At 69.5% G+C, this 12,388-nt stretch carries 11 protein-coding genes and 1 tRNA gene; 6 read left to right on the top strand and 6 right to left on the bottom strand.

Translation table 11 applies throughout. From position 1 onward, the window contains the following. Positions 1–8 precede the first annotated feature (8 nt). Positions 9–1,715 carry a glycosyltransferase family 39 protein gene (locus TBR22_RS13905; protein WP_239488441.1) on the bottom strand — a complete coding sequence of 569 codons (1,707 nt, stop codon included), beginning with the start codon at positions 1,713–1,715 and terminating at the stop codon, positions 9–11. A gap of 296 nt (positions 1,716–2,011) precedes the next feature. On the opposite strand from TBR22_RS13905, the gene rho reads away from it, so the two are divergent. Continuing rightward, on the top strand, positions 2,012–3,238 hold the full coding sequence (gene rho / locus TBR22_RS13900) for a transcription termination factor Rho (protein WP_239493494.1): 1,227 nt from the start codon (positions 2,012–2,014) through the stop codon (positions 3,236–3,238). A gap of 131 nt (positions 3,239–3,369) precedes the next feature. Here rho and clpB read toward each other — a convergent pair whose 3' ends face one another. From clpB to TBR22_RS13885, 3 genes are all read right to left on the bottom strand, one after another. Next, positions 3,370–5,979, bottom strand: a complete 2,610-nt coding sequence (gene clpB, locus TBR22_RS13895) for an ATP-dependent chaperone ClpB (RefSeq protein ID WP_239488440.1) — start codon at positions 5,977–5,979, stop codon at positions 3,370–3,372. A gap of 86 nt (positions 5,980–6,065) precedes the next feature. Further along, positions 6,066–7,049 carry a DnaJ C-terminal domain-containing protein gene (locus TBR22_RS13890; protein ID WP_239488439.1) on the bottom strand — a complete coding sequence of 328 codons (984 nt, stop codon included), beginning with the start codon at positions 7,047–7,049 and terminating at the stop codon, positions 6,066–6,068. A gap of 11 nt (positions 7,050–7,060) precedes the next feature. Next, entirely contained in the window at positions 7,061–7,426 is a 366-nt protein-coding gene (locus TBR22_RS13885) for a MerR family transcriptional regulator (protein ID WP_239488438.1), read from the bottom strand. 193 nt (positions 7,427–7,619) lie between these two features. Here TBR22_RS13885 and TBR22_RS13880 point away from each other — a divergent pair, with 193 nt between their 5' ends. Genes TBR22_RS13880 through TBR22_RS13870 form a run of 3 tightly spaced genes read left to right on the top strand, consistent with a single transcriptional unit; the run spans position 7,620 to position 9,841 of the window. Further along, positions 7,620–8,345 (top strand): hypothetical protein, encoded by a 726-nt coding sequence (locus TBR22_RS13880; RefSeq protein WP_239488437.1) that lies wholly within the window; start codon positions 7,620–7,622, stop codon positions 8,343–8,345. A gap of 2 nt (positions 8,346–8,347) precedes the next feature. After that, positions 8,348–9,367: a RimK family alpha-L-glutamate ligase gene (locus tag TBR22_RS13875; protein WP_239488436.1), complete on the top strand. Its 1,020-nt coding sequence runs from the start codon at positions 8,348–8,350 to the stop codon at positions 9,365–9,367. 45 nt (positions 9,368–9,412) lie between these two features. Further along, entirely contained in the window at positions 9,413–9,841 is a 429-nt protein-coding gene (locus TBR22_RS13870; RefSeq protein ID WP_239488435.1) for a BrxA/BrxB family bacilliredoxin, read from the top strand. A 135-nt stretch (positions 9,842–9,976) separates the two neighbouring features. On the opposite strand, the gene hemH is transcribed toward TBR22_RS13870, so the two are convergent. Next, positions 9,977–11,005: a ferrochelatase gene (hemH, locus tag TBR22_RS13865; RefSeq protein ID WP_239488434.1), complete on the bottom strand. Its 1,029-nt coding sequence runs from the start codon at positions 11,003–11,005 to the stop codon at positions 9,977–9,979. Between the two features lie 195 nt (positions 11,006–11,200). Between hemH and surE the strand changes: the two genes are divergently transcribed. Then, the gene (gene surE, locus TBR22_RS13860; RefSeq protein ID WP_239488433.1) at positions 11,201–11,965 is read left to right on the top strand and encodes a 5'/3'-nucleotidase SurE; all 765 of its coding nucleotides are present in this window, start codon (positions 11,201–11,203) and stop codon (positions 11,963–11,965) included. Here the strand turns inward: surE and TBR22_RS13855 are convergent. Beyond that, positions 11,949–12,134 carry a hypothetical protein gene (locus TBR22_RS13855; protein WP_239488432.1) on the bottom strand — a complete coding sequence of 62 codons (186 nt, stop codon included), beginning with the start codon at positions 12,132–12,134 and terminating at the stop codon, positions 11,949–11,951. The two genes, surE and TBR22_RS13855, sit on opposite strands and share 17 nt — an antisense overlap. A gap of 108 nt (positions 12,135–12,242) precedes the next feature. Here TBR22_RS13855 and TBR22_RS13850 point away from each other — a divergent pair. Then, positions 12,243–12,319 (top strand) — tRNA-Pro (locus tag TBR22_RS13850). Positions 12,320–12,388: the final 69 nt, after the last annotated feature.

Below are 12,388 nucleotides of genomic sequence, written 5' to 3'. Positions count from 1 at the left end.
ATTTCCAATTACTGGTTCGTGACCAGCAGCACCGTCTCCAGGTCGCGTGACGGATCGGGCCAGAGCAGGGTGCGGAGGCGCACGCCAGCCGGGTTGAAGTACTGCACCTCGGCGAGGGTGCGCGTCTTCAGGGCGTGCTCGGACGAGAGGCGGGCGAGGTCGTCCTTGGTGATCACGCAGAGCACGCGCTCGGGGCGCCGCAGGAACTCGACGACCTCGTGCGGCTGGACCAGGTCGGTCTGCTTGATGGTCGTGTAGAAGACCAGGTTGCGCACGAAAACGCGGTAGGTGGCCGAGGGCTCGTGCCCTTGGTAGGCCGAGGCGTACTTGCGCGCCATCACCTGCACCGGCTCGAGGTCGGCCGCCGACTGCACCGAGTACTGCAGCGAGAGCAGCGTCGCGATCGACGCCACTGCCATGGTCACGGGCAGGGCCCAGCGGCGCCGGCTCCAGCTCGCCACGAAGACCGACAGCGCCGCCGTCGTGATGATGCCGGTGCAGACCAGCGCCAGCGACGGCGTCAGGGCGAACAGCAGCGGCCGCGCCCGGTGCAGCAGGAGCCCCAGGATCAGGAACAGGATCGCGCACAGGGTGCCGCACCATGCGAGCGCCACCTGGCGCGTGGTGCGGGCCGTGGGCGACGGTCCCTCGTCGGGCAGGCGGGCGATGACGCTGCGGGCCAGCAGGAGGGCCATCGGCGGCAGCATCGGCAGGATGTAGCGCGGCTGCTTGCCGATCGAGGCCGAGTAGAACACGAACGGCACCAGCGCCCAGATGATGGCGCGCCACTCGGCACGGGTGACGAGTCGCTCGCGGCGGAACACCCGTCGCCAGGTGGGCAGCCACAGCAGGATGAAGGGCGACCACGGCATCAGGCCGCCGAGCACGATGGGCACGTAGAACCAGAGCGGCCGCGGTTCGTTGTAGCGGTCGGTCGCGAAGCGCTCCAGGTTCTCGCCGATGAAGAACCGGTGCATGTACGCCAGGCCGTGGTGCTGCGCCATGGCGATGAACCATGGCGCGGCCACCAGCAGGGCCAGCCCGCCCACCAGCAGCAGATCCACCACTCCGGGGAATCGCGAGGCCGTGTCGTCGCCTTCGGTGGCCTTGCGCTCCTTCCACCACGTGGCGGCGGCCGCGGCGACGGGCAGCGCGACTGCCACCGGCCCCTTGGCCAGCAGGCCGAGGCCCATCATCACGCCGGCGAACGCGAACCACAGGCGACGCCGCGCGACGGAGGTCGTGGCCGTCGCGATGGGGGAGCCGATGCCCTCGATGAGGCCCCAGGTCGTGGCGGCGATGAAGAAGGCCAGCGGCAGGTCGGGCAACGACAGCCGGCCGATGGAGAAGTAGCCGAAGCTGGTGGCGACCACCGTTGCCGCGAAGAAGCCGGTGCCGGCGTCGAACCAGCGGCGACCGACCAGGTAGGTGAGGATCGCCAGGCCGAGCCCGGCGAGCGCCGACGGGAAGCGCGCCGCCGCCTCGCCGACGCCAGCCGCCTTGTAGGCGATCGAGACGAGCCAGTAGTACAGGATCGGCTTCTGGAAGCGGAGCTCGTAGTTGTAGTAGGGGGTGAGCCAGTCGCCCGACGCGACCATCTCGCGGGACGCCTCGGCGTAGAACGCCTCGTCGGAGTCCCCGATGGCGCCGCGGCCCAGGCCTGCGAAAAACGTCAGGAAGCAGACCAGGCCGAGTATGAGGACATGCCGCGACACGCTGGCCCCGGATTCTACACCATGGGTTTTTTGGGCTATACTCGCCGCTCACCCCGCGGTTCCGGGATCGGCGTCGGCGCCACGCGTGCCCTCGCGTCCCTTCCGGCAACCCCTCTCCGTTCCACACCGCAGAACGCATGGCACCAGCACAGAAGCGATCCGGCGGCCGTCGCGGCCCCCGTCCCCAGGGGCCCCGCCGTCCCGCCAACGACATCCCCGACGTCGCCAACGATCCGCCGCTCGACCTGCCGCCCGAGGGCAGCGAGGCCACCCTGCGCATCGGGCAACTGAAGGAGATGAACATCCAGGCCCTGATGCAGGTGGCACAGGACCTGGGCGTGGTCGGGGCCACCGGCCTGCGCAAGCAGGAGTTGATCTTCCAGATCCTCAAGGCGCAGACCGAGCAGAGCGGCTTCATCTTCAGCGAAGGCGTGCTCGAGGTGCTGCCCGACGGCTTCGGCTTCCTGCGGGCCCCCGACTACAACTACCTGGCCGGCCCCGACGACATCTACGTGTCGCCGTCGCAGATCCGCAAGTTCGACCTGCAGACCGGCGACACCATCAGCGGCCAGATCCGCCCGCCCAAGGAAGGCGAGCGCTACTTCGCGCTGATCAAGGTCGAGGCCGTCAACTTCGAGACCCCGGAGTTCGCGCGCAACAAGGTCTTCTTCGAGAACCTCACGCCGCTGTACCCGCAGCGACGCTTCTCGCTCGAGACCTCGAAGGACAACATGTCGGCCCGCGTCCTCGACCTGATGACGCCGATCGGCAAGGGCCAGCGCGGCCTCATCGTCGCGCCACCCCGCACGGGCAAGACCATGCTGCTGCAGAACATCGCGCAGTCGGTGGTGCAGAACCACCCCGAGGTCTACCTGATCGTCCTGCTGATCGACGAGCGCCCCGAGGAAGTGACCGACATGCAGCGCTCGGTGCGCGGCGAGGTCATCAGCTCGACGTTCGACGAGCCGGCGCAGCGGCACGTGCAGGTGGCCGAGATGGTGATCGAGAAGGCCAAGCGCCTGGTCGAGCACAAGAAGGACGTGCTCATCCTGCTCGACTCGATCACCCGCCTGGCGCGCGCCTACAACAGCGTCGTGCCTCCGTCCGGCAAGGTCCTCACCGGTGGCGTCGACTCCAATGCGCTCCAGAAGCCGAAGCGCTTCTTCGGCGCGGCGCGCAACATCGAGGAGGGCGGATCGCTGACGATCATCGCCACCGCGCTGGTCGACACCGGCTCGCGCATGGACGAGGTGATCTTCGAGGAGTTCAAGGGGACCGGCAACATGGAGGTCCACCTCGATCGCAAGCTGGTGGACAAGCGCGTGTTCCCGGCGATCGACATCACCAAGAGCGGTACCCGCAAGGAGGAACTCCTCATCCCCAAGGAGGACCTCAACCGCATCTGGGTGTTGCGCAAGGTGATCAACCCGCTGTCGCCGACCGAGGCGATGGAACTGCTGATCGACAAGCTGGCCAAGGCCGGCAGCAACGCCGACTTCCTGAACGCGATGCATCGGCCCTGAGGGGCCGGTGCATCGCCTTCGATGCCGCGATGCCGGGAATGCCGTCAATGTCGAAGGCATTGCAGACTCCCGACATGCGCGGCATTTCCGGCATTTGTGCCATTGTCGTGCACTGACGGCGCGACGCGCCGTCAGTGCACGACGGCGTGCCGCTTCTCGAAGCGCAGCGCGCCGTCGACGAGGTCGAGCGTGATCTCGTCGCCCTCCACGAACTCGCCCTGCAGCACCTTCATCGCCAGCGGGTCGAGGACGCGTCGCTGCAGCGTCCGCTTCAGCGGCCGCGCGCCGTACAGCGGGTCGTACCCCTCGTCGACGAGCGCCTGGCGCGCCGTGTCGCTGAGGTGCAGCGTGAGCTTCCGCTCCTGCAGCCGCGCCAGCAGGCGCGCCATCTGCAGGTCGATGATCCGCCCCATGTGTGCCCGCCCGAGCGGGTGGAACACGATGATCTCGTCGACGCGGTTGATGAACTCGGGCCGGAAGTGCTGCCGCATCGCGTCGAGCACCTCGCGTCGCGTCCCCTCGTCCACGGTGCCGTCACGCAGCGCGCGCTCGGCCAGGAACTGGCTGCCGAGGTTCGACGTCATGATGACCACGGTGTTCTTGAAGTCCACCGTCCGCCCCCGGCCGTCGGTGAGCCGCCCGTCGTCGAGCACCTGCAGCAGCACGTTGAGCACCTCGGGGTGCGCCTTCTCGATTTCGTCGAACAGCACCACCGCGTAGGGGCGCCGCCGCACCGCCTCGGTGAGCTGGCCTGCCTCGTCGTAGCCGATGTAGCCGGGAGGCGCGCCGATCAGCCGCGACACCGCGTGCTTCTCCTGGTACTCCGACATGTCGATCCGCACCATGGCCTGCTCGTCGTCGAACAGGAACTCGGCGAGCGCGCGGGCCAGTTCCGTCTTGCCGACCCCGGTCGGTCCGAGGAACACGAAGCTGCCGAGCGGGCGGTTGGGGTCCTGCAGGCCGGCGCGGGCCCGTCGGATGGCGCTGGCCACCGCCAGGATCGCTTCATCCTGCCCGACCACGCGGTGGTGCAGCCGGTCCTCCATGTGCACCAGCTTCTGGACCTCGCCTTCCATCAACCGGCTGAGCGGGATGTGCGTCCACTTGCTCACGACCTCGGCGATGTCCTCCTCGTCGACCTCCTCCTTGAGCATGCGCGGGCCGGCGTCGGGGCCGGCCAGACGCGCCTCCTCGGCGGCGCGCTTGCGTTCCAGTTCGGGCAGCCGGCCGTACTGGAGCTCGGAGGCCTTCGCGTAGTCGCCGTCGCGCTGCGCCTGCTCGATCTGCTGGCGCACCTGTTCGATCTCGCCCGTGATCGCGCTGGTCGTCTGGATGGCCGCCTTCTCCTGCTCCCACTGCGACTGCAGACGCGTCCGCTCCTCCTTGAGTTCGGCCAGGTCCTTCTCGAGCTTGCCGAGGCGCTCCTGCGACGCCTGGTCGGTCTCCTTGCGCAGCGCCTCGCGCTCGATCTCGAGCTGCATGATGCGCCGCGACACCTCGTCGAGTTCGGCCGGCATGGAGTCGATCTCCATACGCAGGCGCGACGCCGCTTCGTCGACCAGGTCGATGGCCTTGTCGGGCAGGAACCGATCGGCGATGTAGCGGTGGCTGAGCACCGCGGCGGCCACCAGCGCGGAGTCCTTCAGCCGCACGGAGTGGTGCAGCTCGTACTTCTCGCGCAGGCCGCGCAGGATGCTGATCGTGTCCTCGACGCTCGGCTCGCCGACCAGGACCGGCTGGAAACGCCGCTCGAGCGCCGCGTCCTTCTCGATGTGCTTGCGGTACTCGTCGAGCGTCGTCGCGCCGATCGTGTGCAGTTCGCCACGCGCCAGCATCGGCTTGAGCATGTTCGAGGCGTCCAGCGAGCCCTCGGCCGCCCCCGCGCCCACGACGGTGTGCAGTTCGTCGATGAACAGCACGATCTCGCCCTGCGCGTTGGTGATCTCCTGCAGCACCGCCTTGAGCCGCTCCTCGAACTCGCCGCGGTACTTCGCGCCGGCCACCAGGGCGCCCATGTCGAGCCCGACGATGCGCTTGTCCTTCAGCCCCTCGGGCACGTCGCCGCGCACGATGCGCTGCGCGAGGCCCTCGACGATGGCGGTCTTGCCGACGCCGGGTTCGCCGATGAGCACCGGGTTGTTCTTCGTGCGGCGCGACAGCACCTGGATGACGCGCCGGATCTCGTCGTCGCGGCCGATCACCGGATCGAGCTTGCCGTCGCGCGCGGCGCGCGTCAGGTCGCGCCCGTACTTGTCGAGTGCCTCGTACTTGGCCTCCGGGCTCTGGTCGGTGACCCGCTGGGTGCCACGCACGGCCACCAGCGTATCGAGCACCTTGTCGCGCGTCGCGCCCACGGCCTGCAGCGCGAGGGTGGCCGGCGTCCGGCCGCCTTCACCGGCGATGGCGAGCAGGAAGTGCTCGGTGCTCAGGTACTCGTCCTTCAGCTGCGCCGCTTCCTTCTCGGCGGCCTCGAACAGGGCGCGCAGCCGCGGCCCGATACCGGGCTCGCTGCCACCGTAGGCGCGTGGACGCTTCTGCAGATCGGCGTCCAGGGTCCGCCCGAGGGCGACCGGATCGACCCCCATGCGGCGCAGCACCGACGGCACGATGCCGCCCTGCTGCCCGACCAGCGTCGCGAGCAGGTGCTCCGGGTCGATCTGGGCGTGGTTGAGTCGCGTGGCGAGTTGTTGCGCCGCGACGACGGCCTCCTGGGCCTTTTCGGTCAAGCGATTCAGGTTCACGGTCTCCCCCGTTCGATATCGAGTCGATCGAGAAAACGGTCTTCGTTGATGGACAGGCTCAGGGCCCAGGGCTTGAGCCGTGAGCCCTACACGGGCTGGACCTTCCGCAACTCCGCCAGCGCCTCGTAGTGGCGTCGTTCCTCCGGCGTCAGATCGGTGGGGACCTGGAGATCCAGCGTCACCAGCAGATCGCCTCGTTGCCCGGCCTGGCCCAGGATCGGGCGGCCGTGCCCGCGCAGCCGGAGGACTGCGCCAGGTCTGGTGCCCGCGGGCACCTTCGCGCGGACGCGCGGCCCGACCAGCGGCATCACCTCGATCTCGCCGCCGATCACCGCCACCGGGATGGGCACCGCCACCCGGGTGGCCAGGTCGTGGTCGCCGCGCGGCTCGAAGCGCGGGTGCGGCGCCAGCCTGACCCTGAAGAACACGTCGCCGCCGTCCGATGCCGCGCGGACCTTCTGCCCGTCGCGGATGCCGGCGGGGAAGCGGACCTCGAGCGACCGATCGCTGCCGGCGCCGGTGAGCGTGACCTTGCGGGTCGTGCCCATGAAGGCCTCTTCCAGCGAGATCGCCACGTCGTGCTCCTGCGGCACGTGGTGCCGTCGTCCTCGCGCCTTGGGCCGCGCCCCGCCCGCCTGGGCCCCGCCGAAGAACGTGGTGAAGAAGTCGGAGAAGGGGTTGGCCCCCTCGCCGAACATCTCCTGGAACTCCTCGGGCGACACGCTGCGGTAGCCGCCGCCCTGGGCGCCCGCCTGCGCCCCGGGAGCCCCCCCGAAGGGCCAGCCGCCGCCGCCGAACGGGCCGCCACCGCGCGGGTCGAACCCCTGGCGCTGGGCCTGCTCGTAGGCCTTCCAGTTGGCGCCGAGCTCGTCGTACTTGCGCCGCTTCTCGGCGTCGCCGAGCACTTCGTAGGCCTCGTTGATCTCCTTGAACTTGGCCTCGGCGGCACTGTTGCCGGGGTTCACGTCCGGATGATGCTTGCGCGCCAGCCGGCGGAAGGCCTGCTTGATCTCCTTTTCGGAGGCCGTCTTCGCCACGCCGAGGGTGGCGTAGTAGTCGCGAAAGTCCATGGGAGGCCTCCTCAGAGCCCGAGCATCGCGCTCAGGCGATCCAGTTCCTGCGCCAACCGGCGCACCGAGGCGCGCGACCAGTCACCGCCGCTGGTGATCGGTCGGATCCGACGCAGCACGTCGGCGACCTCGAGCAGGCGCTGCACGCCCGCCAGGTTGATGCCCGCCTCGTCGACCAGGTGCTTGATGACCCGCAGTCGCTCGAGCTCGTCGCGCGAGTACACCCGCATGCTGCCGAGCGTGCGCGTCGGCCGGACCAGCCCGAGCCGCTCGTACTTGCGGAGGGTCTGCGGGTGCATGCCGAGATGCCGCGCGGCCACGCTGATCAGCAGGAACTCGTCCTGCGGGCCCTCGAGTCGGGGACGGTCACCACTCATTGACACAGACCGAGTGTAGGCCTTGATACGAAGCGTGTCAATGTCATGCGGTGTCCCGAGTCAATGTGTCGGGGCGGCGCGGCCTGGCGCGGCGATGGGGCGTAGGCGTTGGCCGGAGGTTGCCGCATACTGGTCCTCTGTCCCTGCCGCGGGTATCGCACCCGAGGGGGTGGCAGCCGAGGCACGGAGACCGTTGGTAGTTTCTGACCTGATCACCATAGGCCTGCTGGTCCTGCTCGAAGGATTGCTGAGCGCGGACAACGCGCTCGTCCTCGCCATCCTCGTGCTGGGCCTGCCCCGCGAGCAGCAGCGCAAGGCGCTCCGCTACGGGATCGTCGGCGCCTTCGCCTTCCGCGCGCTGGCGACGTTCTTCGCGGCGTTCATGATCAAGCTCGCGTGGGTGAAGCTGGTCGGGGCGCTGTACCTGCTGTACCTGCCCTTCCAGCACTTCCGCGGCGGCGACCACGAGGACCGGCGGGCGATCAAGCCGGCGACCAGCTGGCTGGGCCTCGGGGTCTTCTGGACCACCGTGATCAAGGTCGAGCTGACCGACATCGTCTTCGCGGTGGACTCGATCCTGGTGGCCGTCGCGATGTCGCCCAAGCTCTGGGTCATCATCACCGGCGGCATCCTCGGCATCGTCGCGATGCGGCTGCTGATCGGGCAGCTGCTGGCGGTGGTGCAGCGGTTCCCGGCGCTGGTCGACGGCGCGTTCGTGATCATCGCGTGGGTGGGCATCAAGCTGCTCGTCGAGTACGGGCACCAGCTGGGATACGTGCACTTCGAGATCCCCAAGTGGCTGTCGCTGGGCCTGATCGTGGTGATCTTCGGCGGGTTCTACGGGTACGCGCGGCTGCAGGGCCCGGTGGAGATCCCGCCCGAGGCCGATGAGGCCGCGGAACTGCTGAAGGAGGAGTAGGCATGATCGAGATCCTCTACGAACACCCCGCATGGTTCGCCCGGTTGTTCGAGGCGCTCGACGCCAGGGGCGTGCCCTACCGTCGGACCCATGCCGCTTCGCTCCTGTTCACCCCGGACTGGCGGCACGACCCGGCGGCGCGCGCGGCAGCGCCCGACCTGCTGGTCAACCGCATGAGCCCGTCGGCCGACCGGCGCGGGCACGGACACGGGATCCTGCCCGTCCTGCAGTACGTGGCCTCGGCCGAGGCGGGCGGGGTGCGCGTGATCAACGGCGCCAGGGCGTACGGCTACGAGATCTCCAAGGCGCGCCAGATGGCGCTACTGGCCGATCTCGGGCTGCCGTTCCCGAAGACGCGCGTCATCAACGCGGCCGACCAGGCGGTGGCCGCGACCGAGGGGTTGCGCTGGCCAGTGGTCGTCAAGCCCAGTGTCGGGGGCAGCGGCGCCGGCGTGCTGCGTGTCGACCGCGAGGCCGACCTGCGCGCCGCCGTCGAGGCCGGGCAGTTGGACTTCGGCGTCGATCACCTGGCGCTGGTGCAGGAGTTCATCCCGGCGCGCGACGGCAAGATCACGCGCGTCGAAGTGCTGCAGGGCCGCTACCTGTACGCCATCGACATCCCGGTCACGGGGCAGAGCTTCAACCTGTGCCCCGCCGACCTGTGCGAACTGCCGGAGCCCGGCCAGACGACCGCGCCTGCCGCGCCCGTCGAACTGGGCGGCAACTGCGCCATCTCGCTGCCTTCGGCGGGGAAGCGCGCCGTGCAGGCCCACCCGCCGCAGGACATCATCGATGCGGTGATCCGCATGACCGATGCGGCCGGCTTCGACGTCGGCGGCGTCGAATACGTGGTTGACGACCGCGACGGGCGGCCGTACTTCTACGATCTGAACGCGCTGTCCAACTTCGTGGCCGATGCCCCGGCGGTGATCGGCTTCGACCCGTGGGTGCCGTTCGTGGATTTCCTGGTCGCGGCGCACGCCGAGGCCAGCCAACGACGCCGCGCCGTCGCGGCGGTCTGATCACACGAGTCGGGGGCGTGGCCCCCGTTGAAGGAGTAGAGACCGATGCCGTATCCCGAATTCCTGATCGCGCCGATGCGCGAAGAGCTCACCGAGGTCGGATTCACCGAATTGCGCACGGCAGCCGAGGTGGACCGTGCGGTGAACGAGAAGGGCACCACGCTGGTGGTGGTCAACTCGGTGTGCGGGTGCGCGGCGGGGAAGGCCCGTCCGGGCATCGCCCGTGCCATGCAGCACGGCACCAAGCCCGATCACGCCGTCACCGTGTTCGCAGGCGCCGACATCGAGGCCACCGACCGCGCCCGCTCGTACTTCACGGGCTATCCGCCCTCGTCGCCGTCGGTCGGGCTGCTGCGCGACGGGAAGCTGGTCTACATGATGGAGCGGCACCAGATCGAGGGGAACACCGCCGACGGCATCGCCGCCGCCCTCACCGCCGCCTTCGACAAGTACTGCGCCACCCAGAACGCGTGACCGTCATGGGCACGCCTTCGCGTGCCCACTCGTCCCGCGCCTGCGTGGAATGCCGCGATGCTGCGGCAAATACAGGTAGGGTGCGGTCTCCGACCGCGCCGTCAGCCAGCCAACGGCGGGGTGGGACGCCCCGCCCTACCTCACTGGCGAGACGGCGGGGGGCGGCAGCTCCGTCGCGTTGGGCTTGTCGGGATTGACCAGCATCAGCGGCCGGCCGCCCTTGTAGGTCTCCCACGTCCGGATCACCATCTCCGCCAGGGTGCCGATGAACGCCGGGTGGGCGTTGACGGCCGATGCGCGGGCCATCGGCAGGCCCAACTCCTCGCACGTCGCCCGCGCTTCGTGGTCGAGGTCGTAGAGCACCTCGATGTGGTCGCACACGAAGCCGATCGGGCTGAGGATCACCGCATCCAGTCCGCCGCGCGCGTGCTCGGCGCGCAGGTAGTCGTTGACGTCGGGCTCCAGCCACGGGTCTTCGGGACGCCCGCTACGGCTCTGGAACACGAGCGCCCAGTCGTCCATCCCGAGCCGGCGCGCCACTTCCGCCGCCGACACCTCCAGCTGCTTGCGGTACGTCGTCGCGCCCGTCATCGTGGCTGGGACGCTGTGCGCCGTGAAGACCAGGCGGGCCCCCGCCTGCAGGTGGGCCGGGAGCGTGTCGCGGGCCACCACCACGTGGTCGGCCACGGCCGTCAGGAAGCCGTCGTGGAGGTGCCAGTCGCCGACGTACGTCACGTCGACGGGGGGCAGGCCCGCCGCATGCACCGACTCGCGCGCCTGCAGCACGTTCTGCTTGTACTGCGTGCAGCTCGAATAGGACCGATGGGCCGCCGAGGTGACGCCGATCGCCCGCCGGATGCCGTCGCCCGCCATCCGGGCGATCACGTCCGGGAGCAGGGGTGTCCAGTTGCGCATCCCGACGTACACCGGAAGGTCGAGGCCGCGCCCCCGCAACTGCGTGCGCAGGCCCTCGGCCTGCGCCATCGTGTACGCCGTCAGCGGCGAGACGCCGCCGAACAGTTCGTAGTGATGGGCCACCTCCTCGATGCGCTGCGGCGGGATGCGGCGGCCTCGCAACACGTTGGCCAGGAAGGGGCGGATGTCGTCGAGGCCCTGCGGGCCTCCGAACGAAACGAGCAGGACGGCATCGAACGGGGCGGACATGCTGCGATCATAGACTCCGGCCTCGGCCCGGGCGGTGCACGGGCCGCCAGAGGGCCGCAGTCCACAGGCCTCAGGCTGCCTGTAGCCTGGAGGCCCTGGCCCCGACTCCGATTCCCGACTCCCGACTCCCGACTCCCGACCCCCGACTCCCGACTCCCGACTCCCGACTCCCGACTCCCGACTCCCGAAATCTCCATGCCCACCATCCTGGTCACCAACGACGACGGCATCGATTCCGAGGGCCTGCAGGCCCTCGCCGACGCGGTGCGCCCGCTCGGTCACGTGATCGTGTGCGCGCCCCTCGGCGAGGCGAGCGCCATCGGCCATGCGCTCACGCTCGCGCGGCCGCTCAGGCTCGTCCAGCGCGGCGAGGCCCGATTCGCTGTCGATGGCACGCCGGCCGACTGCGTCAACGTCGCCGTCGCGCACGTGCTGCATGGCGTGCTGCCCGACCTGGTGATCTCGGGCATCAACAAGGGCTGGAACGTCGGCGACGACGTGACCTACTCGGGAACGATTGGCGGGGCGCTCGAGGGCCTGTTGATGGGTGTGCCGGCCATCGCGGTCTCGATGCAGCGCGGCCCGACCTACGACTTCTCGCACGCCGCTGCGGCGGCCGGCCGGGTGGCCCGCGAGGTCCTCGCGCACGGACTGCCGCCGCGCGTGCTGCTCAACGTCAACGTGCCGCAGGGCGTGCCGACGGGATGGCAGGCGACCACGCAGGCCGCGCGGACGCACACCACGAGCGTGCTCCGGCGGGACGATCCCTGGGGACGTCCGTACTACTGGCTGGACGAGGGTCGGGTTGAGTGGGCGCCCGGGGAAGGCACCGACTTCAAGGCCGTGACGGCAGGGCGCATCTCGGTCACGCCGCTGCACGCCGACCTCACGGCGCACGGGGCGGTGGGGATGACGACGGCGCTGGTGGCACGCGCCGCCGGGCTCACGCCTGATAGTTGACGATCTGGCCCTTGCCCGAGGCGGCGGTCCCCTCGATGAGCCGGACCATCGCCTCGGCCTCCTTCTTCTTTTCCTGGAGCGCCTTGCTGATGGCCACGGTCGTGCGGTCCGTGCGAGCCGCGACGGTGCTGTCGCTGCCCGTGCTGATGAGAGGAGGAATCCCGGTCATACGAAGGCAATCGGCGGCTCCCGGTGGAACTTGAGAGGCCTCGCGATCTCGGCCGTTGCGGTGTCGCGTTTGACGAGCGCGAGGCGTGTGGTATCCTCCTCGGGTTGTCGGGGCGTGGCTCAGCCTGGTAGAGCGCTCGGTTCGGGACCGAGAGGTCGGAGGTTCGAATCCTCTCGCCCCGACCACGAAATCGAAAAGGCCGGATTCGCTGCACGCGGATCCGGCCTTTTCCTTTTGCACTGGCACGTTCACCC

The organism is Luteitalea sp. TBR-22, from assembly GCF_016865485.1.
Classification (GTDB): Bacteria; Acidobacteriota; Vicinamibacteria; order Vicinamibacterales; family Vicinamibacteraceae; genus Luteitalea.
This window is presented reverse-complemented; position numbering and strand designations above follow the sequence as displayed.